At 65.8% G+C, this 15469-nt stretch carries 17 protein-coding genes and 1 rRNA gene; 10 read left to right on the top strand and 8 right to left on the bottom strand.

Annotated elements, in window-relative coordinates; genetic code table 11:
* Window positions 1–49 precede the first annotated feature (49 nt).
* A 5S ribosomal RNA gene (gene rrf / locus AC3WQA_RS07695) occupies window positions 50–162 on the top strand.
* Window positions 163–677: 515 nt separating this feature from the next.
* Here rrf and AC3WQA_RS07690 read toward each other — a convergent pair.
* From AC3WQA_RS07690 to dusA, 4 genes are all read right to left on the bottom strand, one after another.
* Window positions 678–2087 (bottom strand): ATP-binding protein, encoded by a 1410-nt coding sequence (locus tag AC3WQA_RS07690; protein WP_492674488.1) that lies wholly within the window; start codon window positions 2085–2087, stop codon window positions 678–680.
* Entirely contained in the window at window positions 2053–2745 is a 693-nt protein-coding gene (locus tag AC3WQA_RS07685) for a response regulator transcription factor (protein ID WP_492674487.1), read from the bottom strand. Before AC3WQA_RS07685 ends, AC3WQA_RS07690 begins: the two co-directional genes overlap by 35 nt.
* 1 nt (window position 2746) lies before the next feature.
* Window positions 2747–3082, bottom strand: coding sequence for a PepSY domain-containing protein (locus tag AC3WQA_RS07680; protein WP_492674486.1), 336 nt, complete (start codon window positions 3080–3082; stop codon window positions 2747–2749).
* An 82-nt stretch (window positions 3083–3164) separates the two neighbouring features.
* Window positions 3165–4151, bottom strand: coding sequence for a tRNA dihydrouridine(20/20a) synthase DusA (gene dusA, locus AC3WQA_RS07675; protein ID WP_492674485.1), 987 nt, complete (start codon window positions 4149–4151; stop codon window positions 3165–3167).
* A gap of 189 nt (window positions 4152–4340) precedes the next feature.
* On the opposite strand from dusA, the gene AC3WQA_RS07670 reads away from it, so the two are divergent.
* The 5 genes from AC3WQA_RS07670 (at window position 4341) to AC3WQA_RS07650 (ending at window position 10458) form a co-directional block, all read left to right on the top strand.
* Entirely contained in the window at window positions 4341–4964 is a 624-nt protein-coding gene (locus AC3WQA_RS07670; RefSeq protein ID WP_492674484.1) for an OmpH/Skp family outer membrane protein, read from the top strand.
* Window positions 4965–5026: 62 nt separating this feature from the next.
* Window positions 5027–5947, top strand: coding sequence for a M14 family metallopeptidase (locus AC3WQA_RS07665; RefSeq protein ID WP_492674483.1), 921 nt, complete (start codon window positions 5027–5029; stop codon window positions 5945–5947).
* Window positions 5948–6395: 448 nt separating this feature from the next.
* On the top strand, window positions 6396–7403 hold the full coding sequence (locus AC3WQA_RS07660; protein ID WP_492674482.1) for an HlyD family secretion protein: 1008 nt from the start codon (window positions 6396–6398) through the stop codon (window positions 7401–7403).
* 656 nt (window positions 7404–8059) lie between these two features.
* On the top strand, window positions 8060–9289 hold the full coding sequence (locus tag AC3WQA_RS07655; protein ID WP_492674481.1) for an aspartyl protease family protein: 1230 nt from the start codon (window positions 8060–8062) through the stop codon (window positions 9287–9289).
* 290 nt (window positions 9290–9579) lie between these two features.
* The gene (locus AC3WQA_RS07650) at window positions 9580–10458 is read left to right on the top strand and encodes a 2OG-Fe(II) oxygenase (protein WP_492674480.1); all 879 of its coding nucleotides are present in this window, start codon (window positions 9580–9582) and stop codon (window positions 10456–10458) included.
* On the opposite strand, the gene AC3WQA_RS07645 is transcribed toward AC3WQA_RS07650, so the two are convergent.
* Window positions 10449–10955 (bottom strand): META domain-containing protein, encoded by a 507-nt coding sequence (locus AC3WQA_RS07645; protein WP_492674479.1) that lies wholly within the window; start codon window positions 10953–10955, stop codon window positions 10449–10451. The genes AC3WQA_RS07650 and AC3WQA_RS07645 overlap by 10 nt on opposite strands.
* A gap of 108 nt (window positions 10956–11063) precedes the next feature.
* Here AC3WQA_RS07645 and AC3WQA_RS07640 point away from each other — a divergent pair, with 108 nt between their 5' ends.
* Together AC3WQA_RS07640 and AC3WQA_RS07635 are read left to right on the top strand one after the other, a co-directional pair.
* Window positions 11064–11813 carry an HAD family hydrolase gene (locus AC3WQA_RS07640; protein ID WP_492674478.1) on the top strand — a complete coding sequence of 250 codons (750 nt, stop codon included), beginning with the start codon at window positions 11064–11066 and terminating at the stop codon, window positions 11811–11813.
* Window positions 11810–12277: a PIN domain-containing protein gene (locus AC3WQA_RS07635; RefSeq protein WP_492674477.1), complete on the top strand. Its 468-nt coding sequence runs from the start codon at window positions 11810–11812 to the stop codon at window positions 12275–12277. The genes AC3WQA_RS07640 and AC3WQA_RS07635 overlap by 4 nt, the downstream gene beginning before the upstream one ends.
* On the opposite strand, the gene AC3WQA_RS07630 is transcribed toward AC3WQA_RS07635, so the two are convergent.
* On the bottom strand, window positions 12232–12510 hold the full coding sequence (locus AC3WQA_RS07630) for a hypothetical protein (protein ID WP_492674476.1): 279 nt from the start codon (window positions 12508–12510) through the stop codon (window positions 12232–12234). The genes AC3WQA_RS07635 and AC3WQA_RS07630 overlap by 46 nt on opposite strands.
* Window positions 12511–12604: 94 nt before the next feature.
* On the opposite strand from AC3WQA_RS07630, the gene AC3WQA_RS07625 reads away from it, so the two are divergent.
* The gene (locus AC3WQA_RS07625) at window positions 12605–12793 is read left to right on the top strand and encodes a CPXCG motif-containing cysteine-rich protein (RefSeq protein WP_492674475.1); all 189 of its coding nucleotides are present in this window, start codon (window positions 12605–12607) and stop codon (window positions 12791–12793) included.
* A gap of 75 nt (window positions 12794–12868) precedes the next feature.
* Here AC3WQA_RS07625 and pncA read toward each other — a convergent pair whose 3' ends face one another.
* On the bottom strand, window positions 12869–13510 hold the full coding sequence (pncA, locus tag AC3WQA_RS07620; RefSeq protein ID WP_492674474.1) for a bifunctional nicotinamidase/pyrazinamidase: 642 nt from the start codon (window positions 13508–13510) through the stop codon (window positions 12869–12871).
* A gap of 77 nt (window positions 13511–13587) precedes the next feature.
* Here pncA and AC3WQA_RS07615 point away from each other — a divergent pair, with 77 nt between their 5' ends.
* Window positions 13588–13956: a hypothetical protein gene (locus AC3WQA_RS07615; RefSeq protein ID WP_492674473.1), complete on the top strand. Its 369-nt coding sequence runs from the start codon at window positions 13588–13590 to the stop codon at window positions 13954–13956.
* On the opposite strand, the gene cls is transcribed toward AC3WQA_RS07615, so the two are convergent.
* Window positions 13951–15327, bottom strand: coding sequence for a cardiolipin synthase (gene cls, locus AC3WQA_RS07610; RefSeq protein ID WP_492674472.1), 1377 nt, complete (start codon window positions 15325–15327; stop codon window positions 13951–13953). The genes AC3WQA_RS07615 and cls overlap by 6 nt on opposite strands.
* Window positions 15328–15469: the final 142 nt, after the last annotated feature.

The raw sequence follows: 15469 nt of genomic DNA, 5'->3' as shown, positions 1-15469 counted from the left end.
GATTCTCACCCCTTGTGGAGTTGGCGCATCGCGCTACTCCCACCCCTTCCCTGGCGGCCATAGCGCTGTGGTCCCACCCGATCCCATCCCGAACTCGGAAGTGAAACGCAGCCGCGCCGATGGTAGTGTGCATCCGCATGCAAGAGTAGGTCACCGCCAGGGATTTTATCCTCCGAACGCCCCCACCTCCCGGTGGGGGCGTTCTCTTTTGCACCAACCCAAATCACAACGCACGCAGGCATCGACACTGGTGCGTACTGCGCATTTCTGCGAGCATGGCTGTCTTGTTTGTGGGCCTGGGGGCGCACGTCATGAAAGCCAGACATTGGATGGTCGCTGGGCTGATCGGCTTGGCCAGCATAGGCAACGTCATGGCCACGGACCTGGATCGTCAGGATCAGGGGGCCACGGAGCACGGAGCTATGGACAATGGGACGCACGACACCGGTGGTGCCGCGGGCGGCGATGCACTGCTGTCGGCGCATGATGGCGGCGGTTCGCGGCATGCCACGGAGACGGACAGTGCCACCGAAACGGAGCGGCACGGTGCTGGGGGCGGTAGCGAGCGCTCCGGGCGTGCCTCTTCCGCGCCAACCAGCGCGCGACCTGCCGCGATAGGCTGGCAGTCGCTGTTGCCAGGATCGATCCAGTGACCTTGCCGCACGCGGCGGTGGCGCTCACTCAGGCGGCAGTCTCACGCTGAAGCGCGCGCCACCGAAGTCGGGCGAGCGATCCACGGTAAGCTCACCGCGATAAGCGCGCACGATGTCCTGCACGATGGACAGACCGATGCCGTGCCCTTGCACGCGTTCGTCGCCGCGTACGCCACGTTGCAGCACCTTCTCGATCTTGTCCTCGGCGATGCCGGGGCCGTCGTCTTCGACGCTGAGCAGAAGGGCGGGGCGTCCGCGCCCGCCCTGGGGCTGGCCCTGCACCACCAGGAGTACGTGGTGGCGCGTCCACTTGAAGGCGTTTTCCAGCAGGTTGCCCATCAGTTCGAGCAGATCGTTCAGCTCACCGTGGAAGGCGACGCCATCCTCGATGTCGAATTCGCACAAGACGTTCTTGGCGGCGTAGACCTTCTCCAGGCTGCGCACCAGGTCTTCCGCGTGACTGGCAACCGGAATGGCCGCGGCGAAGGTCTGTCGCCCGGAAGTGGCGGCGCGGGCGAGTTGGTAGGCCACCAGATCGTTCATGCGCTGCACCTGGTCGAGTACGCTGCGACGCGCTGGCGTGGCGTCGGCCGATTCGAGCTGCGAGCGGATGACCGCCAGTGGCGTCTTCAGGCTGTGCGCAAGGTCGGCCAGCGTGTGCCGATAGCGGGTGCGCTGTTCGCGCTCGCTGTCGATGAAGGCGTTGATGCGTTCGGTGAGGCCGGTGAGTTCGAGGGGATACTGGCTGTCCAGGTGGTCGCTGTCGCCGTGCTCGACCCGGCTCATGTCGCTGGCCACCTTGCGCAGTGGGGTGAGGCTCCAGCGCAAGAGCAGCAGTTGCAGGACGATCAACAGCACGCCAAGCACCGACAACCATAGCGCCAGCGTGCGCCGGTACACCGCGTTCTCGCCTTCGAGCTGCTGCTCGGTCTGCGCCACCATCACGGTGGCCAGGGTGGATTTGCGGCCCGGGTAGTCGAAGGCCACGCCGATGGCGTAGTAGTAGAGCCGGCCCATGCGCGTTTCGACCGGGCCGGCGAATTGGCGCTGGCCAGGGGGCAGCGGCTGCAGAAAGTGGAAGTCGTGGCCGATGGCCGAGGCCGATTCCCAGCGGTAACCATCCGGGCCGAGAATCAGTGCATACAGGCCGGAGCCGGGCTGGGAGAATTTCTGTGGTGGCGAATCGGGCGGCAGCAGGCGGCCGTCGCGGTTGGCGTCGGTGTGGGTGATGATGTCGGTGATCGCGGCGTCGCGCAGCCGATCCTGCAGGTTGTTCAGCGCACTCTGCTTCTTGGCCACGGCCATGACCACGCCGACCAGGCCGAGAAAGGCCGCCAGCACGAAGCCGGTGGTGATCGCCGAGCGCGCCGCCAGCGAGAGCGGGCGGCGCGGTGCGGGCTTACTCGTCGTCGCCGTCGGTGCGGGGGATGGCAAAGCGGTATCCACGGCCACGCACGGTCTCGATGGGTTTCAGGTTGCCTTCCGGATCCAGCTTGCGGCGCAGGCGGCCGATGAAGACCTCCAGCACGTTGGAGTCGCGGTCGAAATCCTGCTGGTAGATGTGCTCGGTGAGGTCAGCCTTGGAAACCAGTTCGCCGGCGTGCAGCATCAGGTATTCCAGCACCTTGTACTCGTAGCTGGTGAGGTCGACCGGCTTGCCCTCGGCCGAAACGGTCTGCGCGGTGGTGTCGAGCTTGATCGGGCCGCAGGCCAGCACCGGCTTGGACCAGCCGCTGGCGCGGCGCACCAGTGCGTTGATGCGGGCCAGCAGTTCCTCCACATGGAAGGGCTTGACCAGGTAGTCGTCGGCGCCCTGCTTCAGGCCTTCCACCTTGTCCTGCCAGCCGCCGCGCGCGGTGAGGATCAGCACCGGGTAGCGCTGGCCCTGCTCGCGCAGCGCCCTGATGAGCTCCATGCCGCTCATCTTGGGCAGGCCCAGGTCGATGATGGCCAGGTCGAAGGGCACTTCGCGTCCGAGATAGAGTGCTTCCTCGCCGTCCTGCGCCGCGTCCACCGCGAAACCGTCGCGTTTCAGGCGTGCCGCCAGCGTTTCGCGCAGCGGCGCCTCGTCTTCCACCAACAGGATGCGCATTTCAGTGTCTCTCCTTGCCGCCGACATGGCGTGCGGGGGGCATTCGGCTGGCCGAGGCGGCTGGCCGCGCGGATTCGCCGTTGCCGGCGGGTACCGTCATCACACGTACGTGGCCCTCGGGCGTGAGTACCTTGATGCGGTATTCGGTACGCCGATCCCAGCGGCGGGATTCGGCCGACAACACCTGACCACTGGTTTCCTTCTGCACGCGGGTCACGGCCTGATCCAGGCTGAGGTCGCTGGCCACTCGTGCGGGGGGCTGCGCAGCGGCGACCGGACTTGCGACCAGCGCCAGCACCAGCCATGCCAGATGGATGTTGAATCGTTGCGTGCTCATGGTCTTGCTTGAACCACAGTCTGCCTTGGCCCGTTCAGTTTGGACAGGCCGGGCTGAATAGTGACCGGACGGGCGGCGGCTGTCACGTGACGCTCGCCATGGCCTGCTCCAGCAGCGCCCAGCCGGCACCGGGTCGGTGCGCTCCTTCGCTGAGCACGCGGCGGAAACCGCGTGCGCCCGGCTCGCCCTGGTAAAGGCCCAACACATGGCGAGTGATGTGCTTGAGCGCCGTGCCGCGCGCCAGTTCGGCTTCCACGTAGGGGCGCAGGCGTTGCAGCACGGACTGGCGCGAAGGCAGCGGCGCGCCATACAGCGCGTGTTCGAGCCGGGCGAGCAGGTAGGGATCGTGGTAGGCGGCACGGCCCAGCATCACGCCATCCACGTGGGCCAGTTGTTCCCGCACAGCCTCGACCGTGGCGATGCCGCCGTTGATCGCCACCACCAGGTCGGGGAACTCGCGCTTGAGGCGATGCACGCGCGGGTAGTCCAGCGGCGGGATCTCGCGATTCTCCTTGGGCGAGAGGCCTTGCAGCCAGGCTTTGCGGGCATGCACGGTGAGCACGCGCACGCCGGCTTCCCGCATGGTTTCGGCGAAGCGCTGCAGGTCGGCGTAGGCATCCTGTTCGTCCACGCCGATGCGGCATTTCACCGTGACTTCCACGGCCACCGCGTCGCGCATCGCCTTCACGCAGTCGGCCACCAGTGCCGGCTCGCGCATCAGGCAGGCGCCGAAGCGGCCCGATTGCACGCGATCGGAAGGACAACCCACGTTGAGGTTGATCTCGTCGAAGCCGGCCGCGGCACCCAACTGCGCCGCCGTGGCCAGCTCCAGCGGATCACTGCCGCCCAGTTGCAGCGCCACCGGATGTTCCTCGTGACTGTGCTCGAGCAGGCGCAGCGCGTGCCCGCGCACCAACGCCGCGCTGGTCACCATCTCGGTGTACAGCCGTGCGTGCGGCGACAGCAGGCGGTGGAAGAACCGGCAATGGCGATCCGTCCAGTCCATCATCGGGGCGACGGACAGGCGCCAGGGTTCGGGGTTCGGAGTTTCGCGGGGGTTGGCGGACACGGCGGGCCTTGATCGATCCCGCGGCTCGCTGCTGCGCCGGCGGGGAGGCCGGCAAGTGTGCCACCAGTGCGCGCGATCTGCGCGGATCGGCCGTGTGGCAGGCGGTTTTCTGCGAGTATGCTGGCGTTTTGCCGGGTGCCGCTGTTCGGTGCGCGGCGCCTGCCAACCCCAACTTCCGGAAACCGTCCCATGCAGATATCCCGCTCCCTGTACACCGCCGCCCTGGTTGCTGCGGCTGGCCTTTCCTTCACCCTGGCTGCGCCGGCGCATGCCGCCACTGCCGCCGCGCCGGCCGATACGCTGGTCGGCAACCCGGTGCCAGGCGTATGCATGCTCTCGCGCGAGGCGGTGTTCGCACAGGCCAAGGTGGGGCAGGCGGCCAGCGAACACCTGAAGCAACTGGCCGCCCAGCAGCAGTCGCAACTGGACAACCAGCGCAAACCGCTGGCCGCCGAAGTCCAGGCTTTCCAGGCGAAGTCGGCCTCGCTCAGCGAAGCGCAGCGCCAGCAGCAGGGCACGGCCTTGCAGCATCGTATGCAGGCGTTCCAGGGCCAGGTGAGCCAACTCGACGAGCGTGTCCAGCTGACCCGCGGCAAGGTGATGCAGCAGATCGGCGCGCAGGCCCAGCCCATCATCGCCAGCGCCTACCAGGACCACCACTGCGGCCTGCTGCTCAACCGTGATGCGGTGCTGGGCGGCAATGTGAGCAACGACCTCACCGCCGAGGTGGTGCACGGCCTGGACGCCAAGATCACCACGCTGAACTTCGAACTGGAGCCGCTGCCGGCCCAGGCGCAGCCTGCCGGCAAGTAATCGCCCCCGCATGCTGGCCGCGTGCCTGTGCGCCGGCCAGCAACCCCAAAGGAATACACACCATGCCTCATGCCGCCTTTTATCCGATCGGCACGCCCGGCACGCCATGGGGGCCGGCCGAGGTCGCTGCCTGGCGCGCGCGTCAGGTGCGCCAGCGCAGTTACGTGGACGATGTGGTAGCGCGCATCGACGCGTTGCGCGCCGGCTTCGACGTGAGCCAGTACGGCCAACTCGACTACGCGCCCGAACGCTATCCGCTTTACGCGGTGCGCAGCCGAGGCTGGCGCGACGGGCTGCCGCTGATGGTGGTCACCGGCGGCGTGCACGGCTACGAGGCCAGCGGCGTGCACGGCGCGCTGCAATTCCTGGAGCGTCACGCCGGGCGTTACGCCGGGCGCATCAACCTCCTGGCAGTGCCCTGCGTGAGTCCGTGGGGCTACGAGCGCATCCACCGCTGGAACCCGGCGGCGCTCGATCCCAACCGCAATTTCCGTGCGGGCAGCCCTGCGCCGGAATCGGCTGCGCTGTGGTCGCTGCTGGCGCCGCTGGCCGCGCAGGTGCGCATGCATATCGACCTGCACGAAACCACCGACACCGACGAGAGCGAGTTCCGCCCCGCGCTGGCAGCGCGCGACGGCAAGGACTACGCGCCCGGCACCATTCCCGACGGCTTCTACCTGTGCGCGGACAGCGCACGCCCCGAGCCGGCTTTCCAGCAGGCGGTGATCGCGGCGGTGGCCAAGGTCACCCACATCGCCCCGGCCGATCCGGACGGCACCATCATCGGTTCCCCGGTGGTGGCGCACGGCGTGATCGAATACGCCTGCCGCGAGCTGGGGTTGTGCGCCGGCATCACCGAGGCGCACTACCGCACCACCACCGAGGTCTACCCCGACAGTCCACGCGCCACGCCCGCGCAGTGCAACGATGCGCAGGCGGCGGCGGTTGGCGCGGCCATCGACTACGCGCTGGGAATACGCTGACCACGCGACAGCAGGGGTTGCACGGCGGCTGTGGTGTTGGCGCCAGAACTGGTCAGAGTTGCAGGGGGTACAAGAAACCTGGCGCGTAAATTCATGCTGATTAGGTGTGCGTTCGACCGCACATGAGCGATTGACAGTCGGCGATACGATGAATAACAACAAATGGTTGTGGGCACTTAATGCAATTTGATCGTGTGCGTAATATTTTGCGGCTAACCATGCCTAAGAAAATTTCCTATGGATGTATGCGAACGAGCCATTAACCTTTAGACGACGCGATACATGCAAAGTGTTTCGTTGACCGTATCAAAGCGCCGTATCGAACCAACAGGGAGTCGGGTTTGTCGCAGGAATTGTTTCGACAGGAAGTCACTGAGGCGAATGGCTTGGAACGATCAGCCTCGCCACTCCGCTGTCGTTCGTATGGTGGCTCTTGCTGGCATTGACGATGGCTACTGTCATCGTGCTGTTTCTGACCTTCGGCCACTACACCCGCCGCGAATCAGTCACCGGCCAGTTGTTGCCGCACGAAGGGCTGCTCACGCTAACAGCACAAACCACCGGGACGGTGACACTGGCTTTGGTACATGAGGATCAGCGTGTCACCGCTGGGCAACCGCTGGCTGAAATTTCCGCCAACCTCGATACCAGCATGGGCGACACCCATGAATTGGTTGACACCCAACTGCGTGCACAGGAAGCGCAGGCCCGTGTCACCCTCGCCAACTTGCAACCCCAGACAGAGGCTTCAACCGAAGGCCTGCGCAGCCGCATCGGCATGCTGCGTACGCAGGTCGACCAGTTGGACAGTCAGCTGGTGCTGCAACGCCAACTGACCGAAACCGACTCGAACCTGTTGAGAAGTATCTCGCCTCTGAAAAAGAGTGGAGAGATTTCCACGGTCGAATTCAGCCAGTATCAGGCAACCGTTTTGGCCCAAAAAAGCCAGACCAAAGCGGTCATGAGCCGGCGTCTCACTATTCAACAGCAATTGAGTAGTTTGCGGGCGCAGATGACGCAATTGCCGCTCACCACAGCGGCCCAGGCCAGTCAATTGCGCGAAAAACTCGCGCAGTTGGATAGTCAGATTGCCGAGAACGCAGCCGAGCGCGGCACCGTGCTGCACTCCCCGCAAGCAGGCACCGTCTCCGCCCTGCTGGTGAAGGCTGGACAAAACGTTTCGATAGGGCAGCCTTTGCTGTCGATTTTGCCACAAGGCTCTGAGCTCGAAGCCCAATTGTTGGTGCCCAGCAGTGCGACCGGATTCATTGAGCCGGGAAATCGCGTAGTGCTTCGTTATCAGGCGTACCCATACCAAAAATTTGGCCAGCAATACGGCAAGGTCATACAGGTTTCCCGCAGCGCACTTACCTCTGCTGAGGCTGCTTTGCTGTTGGGCCGTACTGCCAAGTCTCCACTATATCGCGTGATGGTCGCGTTCGTGGGTGAAGTGTGACACGCCGATTATTGGGGCGGCGTATATCCCAAGCCAATAAGCGAAGGAAAAGGAGCAATACATGCGTGATCTTACTGTTGGCGAGATAAGCCAGGTCGGCGGAGGGTCGTTTTCGTGGAACGATATATGGAACGCAATCAAGAAATACTTTAACGATAGTTCTTCTTCAGGTGAGTCGCAGAATCCCTGCGGCCCGGGAGTGGAGTGGCATATGCAGGATAACAGAACCGGTTCTGATGGTGCTGTTAGTGTTGGGGTGGTTTCGGAGGGGGCGGGAAGCTTTACCTTCCAGTACCATCATACGACGGGTGGCGGCGTGACCCAGTCGTGCACATTGCCTCTTGGTGGGGCGCCTGCCCATGGCGGCAGCGCCGGGAATAGCTCGGCCATGTCGCAATAGCGATAGAAGCTGATTTGGATTGCCGCCGCCTTTCCTCGGAGATGGGCGGCGGCATTTTTTTGATTGGAGGTGGATGACCGTGAGACTTGCGTGGATTCGCATGGCGGGCGCCTGCGTGGCTATGGTGTGCGTTTGCAGCTGTGGCGTAGATAGACACCAAAGAGTGCTTGCGCCATTTGACCAGCTGAATCATGCCGTATTGCGTGGCGACATCAAGCTTCTGCCAGACTGCCGAGGCGACAAATGTGCCCCAGCCATGAAATGGCTTGTGAAAGCGACGGCTGCCAGAATCAATTGGAAGTTGGCCGACTCGTTAGCCATGTCACAACATTGCGAGGCGTTGTCGCGAAAAAGCGGCGTCACAAGCGTGGTCAACTTGACGATAAATTACGCGTGCGCGCGACTGGTCAATCAGAATGCCACTAATTTACGTGGCTTCGACGGGAACGTTGAAACTATCGGAATGCTGGCGGCGTCCTTTGAGCAGCTTTACAGGAACCACGTCCCCGGGACGGACGGAACGCCGCTGAAAAATGCCATCATCCGCGAATCCAGGAGACTGGCCGGAGTTGGCGTTTTACCTGAGCGCGTGGTGCATGATGGAACGGCCAGGGCGGTTGAATTAGCGGCAGCCCCTGGTGCTGATGCTTCGAAGGTCGTGACCAAGAATCCTGCTTTTCCATTGGTTCACGTGAACATCAATGGGAAAATTTTGACTTTGCTCATGGATACTGGCGTAGGCTCGACGGTTCTTTCGTCATCCGCCGCGAAGAAAGTGGGGGCGAATTATGTGGCCGGCGCCGTATCAATGAACGCTGACATCGAAGGGCGAGTGGCGCCGAGCGCCGTGGCAACCGTTGCTTCGCTATCGTTTGCCGGCGTGACCATAAACAACGAATCGGTCGATGTCGCCGAGAGCGCCGGTGGCGGGCCGTATGATGGAATTTTGGGCCTGGATGTTCTTGACAAGATCGGGTCGTTCGAGTTGACGCCGACGCAATTTATCGCGAACCCCGTGTTTCCGAACGGTTGCGCCAAAGACATCACCATGGTGACCGATTTTGGCGGACCCATGGCTTTGATATCCATTCCCGGCGTGAGGTTCAACGGCAGCCCGGTTGTAGCTATTTTGGATACAGGAAATTCCATATCCGACGTGATGCCCACGTTGCAGTTTGCACAGCGGTTCGGGCTCAAGGCGTCCGGTGGTGATGTCGACATCAATATTCGTGGCAATAACGGTATCTACGCACTGAAAACCATGGCGGTCAAAGGGTCGGTTGATTTATTTGGAGACAGCCGCGAGCGAACGATGATCGTTGCTGCCAGCTATCCAGACAAGGCAATTGATTTGAATGTAGGGATGCCCTATTTCCGTGGCAAGGATCTTTATGTTGACCTCAGACGCATGGTTATGTGCGTCACCCCCGATGTGCGATTGGCGGGGAAAAAGAAAGGGGTGGAATTCGAGGTTTCCACGCCGTAACTATCAAGCCCCCTTTTGCCCAATGCTCCGAGCTTGACTGTCGGACTCCGCCAGGTGGTTTGACCATGCTGGCCGAAGGCCGGGACGACGGTGCGTGTGGAGGCGGGTTGGCTGGGGATGCTGGTGGGGGCGTGATGGGCTTTGCAGGTCATGCTTCGGACTGAGTAAGCCATGGATGTCGGCGTGATGGTATAAAGCGTGGTCGCGCGCACGCTTTGCGCTGCGCGGTTTCCGATAATACGGGTTTGGCCGGCGCCGTGCCGGCGTGCTTGTTCAGCGAGGGGAGTCGTGTGCAGGCCCAGGCAGCACTGTCTTCCGAGTGGCGCGATTGGATCATCGAGAATCTCGCGCGCGGCTGCGCGCCGCAGATGTTGGTGGAGGACATGGTGCGCCAGCGTTTCGACCGCAGCGAAGCCAGCGCGCACGTGATGCGGCTGGCCTTGCGCGAGGTGGGCGTGCCCGATGCGCCGGCGCCTGCGCCGGGTGCGGGCGCGGCCAGGCCCGCCGCCTACGTCGACGAGACGCCGCGACTGCCGGCCGACAACGTGATCCGCACCCACGATCGCGACGTGCGCGTGGCGCTGCGGCTGGCAAAGCCTGCGTTGGCGGTGCTGCATGACGTGCTGAGCGGTGAGGAGTGCGCCGAGCTGATCCGCCGCTCGCGCGACAAGCTGGCGCGTTCCACTACGGTGGACCCGCAATCGGGCCGCTACGAGGTGATCGCCGAGCGCACCAGCGAAGGCACCTTCTTCGAGCGCGGCGCCGACGACTTCATCGCGCGCATCGAGCGCCGCCTGGCCGAGCTGATGGGCATGCCGGTGGAAAACGGCGAAGGCCTGCAGATCCTGCACTACGGCGTGGGCGGCGAATACCGCCCGCATTTCGACTACTTCCCGCCCGACGATCCGGGCAGCGCGGCCGTGATGGCCACCGGCGGCCAGCGCGTCGCCACCCTGGTGATGTACCTGAACGCGGTGGAGGACGGCGGCGGCACCATCTTCCCCGAGCTGGGGCTGGAGGTGCTGCCGCAGCCCGGTTCGGCCGTCCATTTCGAATACTGCAACAGCCTCGGCCAAGTCGATCCGCGCACCCTGCACGGCGGTGCGCCGGTGCGCGCGGGCGAAAAGTGGATCGTCACCAAATGGGTGCGCCAGCGTCGCTACGGCTGACCAGGCGCGGTCACACCGGTGAAGTTCAGCAGGTCGCCGCTGCTGGTGCGCAGTTCGAGTTGCGGCGCCATGCCGCGTATCGTCACGGTGATGGCGGGATGACCTTCCAGACGGGAACTGATTTGGCCGTCCAGACGGTTCAGCGCCGGATCGGCGCAAGCCATCATGGTGTGGCGCATGGCGGACACCTGCAATTGCCCGTCCGCGACGCGGTAGTTGCCGCTCATGCCGTTGCAGCCGCCGGATACGCGCAGGCTGTCCTGGGTGAAGTCCAGCTGCAGCGGCTTGTCCGCGCGCACGAACAGCGCATCGATGCGCTGGCCATGGGCATCGGTGGCCTGGGCCAGGCGCCAGTGCTGGCGACCCAGCATGGCGGCATCGGGCGCATGCGTGACGATGCCCTCCGAGGCCTTGGGCGGCCCGCCAGCGGCGGGTGCGGCCGGGGCGATGGCGCAGGCGGCGAGGACGAGCGGCAGCAGCAACAGGTGGTGGCGCATGGCGATGTTCCAGTGGTGGCGGGCCAAGCTTAGGTCATCCGCACACGGGAGCATGGCGTCGCGCGCGGGCTGGTTCGACGGTATTCATGCACGCGGACATGGCGGACAATGACCGTCGGTTTTGCCGCGCGCGGGGTGCGCATGCTGAAGATGGTGGGCTTCGACGGCGACGACACGCTGTGGCGCAGCGAGGACTACTACCGCGCCGCCAGCGCCGAGTTCGCCGCCATCGTGGGCGGCTATGTCGACGTGGCCGATGAGGCGGTGCACGCGCGCATGCTGGCCACCGAGCGGCAGAACCTGGCGCTGTTCGGCTACGGCGCCAAGGGCATGACACTGTCGATGGTGGAAACCGCGATCGCGCTCAGCGACGGGCGCATCGGCGCGGCCGACATCCACCGGCTGGTGCAACTGGGCAAGCAGTTATTGCAGCATCCGGTGGAACTGTTGCCGGGTATCCGCGAGGCGGTGGCGGCGGTGGCAGCGCGGCATCCGGTGGTGCTCATCACCAAGGGCGACCTGTTCCACCAGGAGAAGAAGGTGGCCGAGTCGGGCCTGGCCGGGCTGTTCCGTCGCATCGAGATCGTGTCGGAGAAGGACACGGGCACCTATCGCCGCCTGCTCGACGAATTCGGCATCGCGGCGCACGAGTTCGCCATGGTGGGCAATTCGCTGCGCTCGGACATCGAGCCGGTGTTGCGCCTGGGCGGCTGGGGCGTGCATATGCCCTACCACGTGACCTGGGCGCACGAGTTGGAGAACGGCCTGGATGCCAGCCATGCGCCGCACCTGCGCAGCGTGGCCAGTGCGGCGGAGATCCCGGTCGCGCTGGCGCAACTGGCTGAGCTGGCGGCATGAGCGCCGGGCCGCCGCGCCTGGTGCTGGACACCAACGTCTGCCTCGATCTTTACGTCTACGGCAACCCGCATTGCGCCGCATTGCACGCGACGCTTGCGGCTGGAAGGCGGTGGGCGCTGACCAACGCCGCCTGCCGCGACGAATGGCTGCGCGTGCTCGACTATCCGCAGCTCGCGCTGGATGCGGCGCGCCGCGCGGCGGCCGCGGCGATGTTCGACGCGCAACTGCGGATGTGGGCGGAGCTTGCCCCGCCGGGGGCGCCCGCCTTGCCCCGCTGCAGCGACCCGGACGACCAGAAGTTTCTCGAACTGGCGCAGGCCTGTGGCGCGCAGCACCTGCTCACCCGCGACAAGGCACTGCTCAAGCTGGGCAAGCGCGCGCGGCGCGAGCACGGCTTCGACATCCTCACGCCGCAGGCTTACGCCGCGCTGGGGGCGTCGGGCGCGTCGGCGAAGCCGGTGTAGTTTTCGGGAAACACCGGCGTGCCGTCCTCCTCCAGCGCCAGCACGGCCGCCAGCGCGGCGTCCGCGGCGCATTCGGCCACGTCCTGCTGGCGGAAGCTGCGGTTCTCGCAGATCGCGTAGTACACGGGGAAGCCGTGGCCGTGCGGCAGCACCGCCAACCAGGCGGTGTAGCGCGAGCCTTCGAGGCTGGCGCCGGAGCGCACGGTGAAATCCAGGAATTCGCGTTCGGCCATGGTTCCGGTCCGGCGTGGCGTGGGGCGCCAGTGTACGCGCTGCGTCGACATTTCCTGTGCGAATCTGGTTTTGTCCCGGTTGCAGGAGCGTGTCATGCCGGTCCCCTGGCGCATCGATTGTCCCTACTGCGGCGAGATCATCGAGTTGCTGCTCGACGAATCGGAGCCGGATCAGTGCTACATCGAGGATTGCGCCGTGTGCTGCCGGCCCATCGTGCTGGCGGTGGCGTTCGACGCGGGCGGCGTGCCGCGGGTGCACTCCGCGCGCGAGGATGACACCTGAGCGCAGGTGGATAACCGGTTCGTCTGCTGCGCCCGCGCGACGGCGCTCGAATTGTTCGCGGGCGCTGGCGTGGCCTCAGTCGATGGCCGCCACCCGCGCGATGCCCTGCGCCGCCAGTGCGGCGCGGGTGGCGTCGTCGCTGGACGGCGTCACCGGGCGGCTGAGCTCCCACAGCATGCCGGCGCGGAAGCCTTGCGCCACCGCGTCCTGTGCCGTCCACAACACGCAGACGTCGCGCGCCAGGCCACACACCAGCACATCCTCCACGCCGCGCTCGCGCAGCCAGCCGGCGAGGCCGGTGGCGGGACGTGTGCCGTGCGGGCCGTGGTTTTCGCGGAAGGCACTGTAGGAATCCACCTGCGGATCGCTGCCCTTGCGCAGGATCAGATCCGCCGCCGACCAGTCGATGTCCGCATGCAGCGTCGCGCCCGGCGTGCCCTGCACGCAGTGATCCGGCCACAACGTCTGCGGCTGGCCGTGCAGTGCGATCTGCTGGAACGCCTGCGTGCCGGGATGCGCGCTGGCGAAGGAGGCGTGGCCAGCCGGATGCCAGTCCTGGGTGGCCACCACGTGGCGGAAGCGGCGCGTGGCGAGCAGGAGCGCAATGCCCGGCACGATGGCGTCACCCTCGTGGCAGGCCAGCGCGCCGCCGGGCATGAAATCCGGCTGTACGTCGACCACGATCAGGGCGGTGCGTTCGGTGATGGCGTCAGGCATGGCGATCCCGCGTGCGAGGCAAGGGCGCGAGTCTAGCGCGGGCATAATGCGGGTCGGCACCGGTGGAACAGGACGCAATGAATTACGACCAGACGTGGATGGGCTATGGCTGGGTCGGCGGCCTCGAAGCGGGCGCGATCAGCCTCGTCGCCGGCTTCGTGCTGTACCTGCTGTTGCATGGGCCGGGCCGGCGCCACGGCTGGAGCGCCGGACGCCGCATCGGTTGGGCCTATCTCGCCGCGCTGGCGCTCAGCGCCCGCAAGGATCTGTGGAACCTGTTCTATTTCAACTACGGCCGCCTGCAGTCGCTGCAGTTGCTGCAGGCCAAGCTGGCCGAAGTACACGATCCCGACGGCATCGGCACGCGCGTGCTGTGCGAGCTGGTTGGCGCGGCGGTGGGCGTGTTGCTTGGCTGGTGGCTGGCCGGGTTGCGCAAGGATTCATAACAGCGGGTCGAACAGCCGCGCCACGTGCATCAGCACGCGATGCAGGTAGGGCGCGTCCTGGTATTCGCACCGCGTCACTTCCATCGCCCTGGCGAAATCGGCGACGAGCATGGCTTCGACGTCGCCGGCGAAGGCCGTGTCCAGCGCCAGCGCACTCACCTCGAAGTTCAGCCGGAACGAACGGCTGTCGAGGTTGATGCTGCCCACCGCGGCGCAGTCCCCGTCCACCAGCAGCACCTTCTGGTGCAGGAAGCCGGGCAGGTAGCGAAACACGCGCACACCGGCGCGCAGTGCGTTGTGGGCGTGCAGGGTGGAGGCGAGGAACACGGTGCGGTGGTCGGGTCGCGCCGGGATCAGCACGCGCACGTCCACGCCGCGCAGCACGGCCAGGCGCAGCGCGGCGCGCACGGCGGTGTCGGGCACAAAGTAGGGCGTGGTGAGCCACAGTCGTCGTCGCGCCGCGTTGATGGTGGCGACGAAGAACAGCGAGCCGGTTTCCTGCGGGTCGGCCGGACCGCTGGCGATGGCGAGCACGCGCGTCGCGCCGCAGCCGGCGGGGGCGTCATGTTGCGGCGGCGGCGCGCCGGTGATCCATTGCCAGTCGTCGGCGAACAGCTGCTGCAGGTCGGCCACCGCCGGGCCGCGGATTTCCAGGTGGGTGTCGCGCCAGGGCGCCAGCGGTGGCTTCAGGCCCAGGTATTCGTCGCCCACGTTGAGGCCACCGACGTAGGCGCGTTCGCCGTCCACCACGACGATCTTGCGGTGGTTGCGGAAGTTGAGCTGGAAACGGTTGCGCCAGCGCCGCGTGGCGAAGGGATGGATCGCCACGCCGCCGGCGCGCAGCGCCTCGACGTAGTGGCGCGGCAGGTCGTGGCTGCCCACGCCGTCGTACAGCACGCACACGCGCACGCCGGCGGCGGCGCGTTCCAGCAGCGCCTGCTGCATGCGTCGGCCCAGGCCGTCGTCGTGGAACACGAAGAACTGCACCAGCACGGTGTGCCGTGCCTGCGCGATGGCGCCGAGGATGGCGTCGAAGGTGGCCGCGCCATCGAGCAGGAGGCGCAGCGCGTGGCCGTCGCGGAACGGTCGTCCCTGCATCGCCACCAGCGCGCTGAAGCGGCCGGCGCCATCGTCCGGCGGATCGGGGCGTGCGCGTGGCGCGTCGTTGCGATGGGTGTCGAGGTAACCGCGAAAGCGGCTGGCGCCGAGGAACAGGTAGGGCAGCAGGGTGAGCTCGGGCAGCAGCAGCAGACCCAGTACCCAGGCGATGGTGCCTTGCGGCGTGCGCGTGTGCATCAACGCGTGGGCGGCGGCGAGCACGCCGGCGAGGTGCAGCAGCAGGGCGAGGTCGCCGATCGGGCCGAAGCTCATGGTGCTCCTCTGAAAACCTCACGTGCCCGCGACACGCGGCGCTGCCGTGCGCGATCGAGTGCGGTAGCGCGCGACCCATAGAACCGGAACTGCGCCGGACCCGGCGACCCGAGGCACTGGCCGGATGCCGGCGCGTCGAGGG

Source organism: Rhodanobacter sp. FW106-PBR-R2A-2-24, assembly GCF_058789615.1.
This window is presented reverse-complemented; position numbering and strand designations above follow the sequence as displayed.

Excerpts from the sequence above, each read along its gene's own strand:
- AC3WQA_RS07670 (WP_492674484.1), top strand. The coding sequence starts at position 4,341 with ATGCAGATATCCCGCTCCCTGTACACCGCCGCCCTGGTTGCTGCGGCT.
- pncA (WP_492674474.1), bottom strand. The coding sequence starts at position 13,510 with ATGCCTGACGCCATCACCGAACGCACCGCCCTGATCGTGGTCGACGTA.
- AC3WQA_RS07630 (WP_492674476.1), bottom strand. The coding sequence starts at position 12,510 with ATGGCCGAACGCGAATTCCTGGATTTCACCGTGCGCTCCGGCGCCAGC.
- AC3WQA_RS07655 (WP_492674481.1), top strand. The coding sequence starts at position 8,060 with ATGAAATGGCTTGTGAAAGCGACGGCTGCCAGAATCAATTGGAAGTTG.
- AC3WQA_RS07645 (WP_492674479.1), bottom strand. The coding sequence starts at position 10,955 with ATGCGCCACCACCTGTTGCTGCTGCCGCTCGTCCTCGCCGCCTGCGCC.
- AC3WQA_RS07635 (WP_492674477.1), top strand. The coding sequence starts at position 11,810 with ATGAGCGCCGGGCCGCCGCGCCTGGTGCTGGACACCAACGTCTGCCTC.
- AC3WQA_RS07660 (WP_492674482.1), top strand. The coding sequence starts at position 6,396 with ATGGCTACTGTCATCGTGCTGTTTCTGACCTTCGGCCACTACACCCGC.
- AC3WQA_RS07615 (WP_492674473.1), top strand. The coding sequence starts at position 13,588 with ATGAATTACGACCAGACGTGGATGGGCTATGGCTGGGTCGGCGGCCTC.
- AC3WQA_RS07625 (WP_492674475.1), top strand. The coding sequence starts at position 12,605 with ATGCCGGTCCCCTGGCGCATCGATTGTCCCTACTGCGGCGAGATCATC.
- AC3WQA_RS07685 (WP_492674487.1), bottom strand. The coding sequence starts at position 2,745 with ATGCGCATCCTGTTGGTGGAAGACGAGGCGCCGCTGCGCGAAACGCTG.
- cls (WP_492674472.1), bottom strand. The coding sequence starts at position 15,327 with ATGAGCTTCGGCCCGATCGGCGACCTCGCCCTGCTGCTGCACCTCGCC.
- AC3WQA_RS07640 (WP_492674478.1), top strand. The coding sequence starts at position 11,064 with ATGACCGTCGGTTTTGCCGCGCGCGGGGTGCGCATGCTGAAGATGGTG.
- AC3WQA_RS07680 (WP_492674486.1), bottom strand. The coding sequence starts at position 3,082 with ATGAGCACGCAACGATTCAACATCCATCTGGCATGGCTGGTGCTGGCG.
- AC3WQA_RS07665 (WP_492674483.1), top strand. The coding sequence starts at position 5,027 with ATGCCTCATGCCGCCTTTTATCCGATCGGCACGCCCGGCACGCCATGG.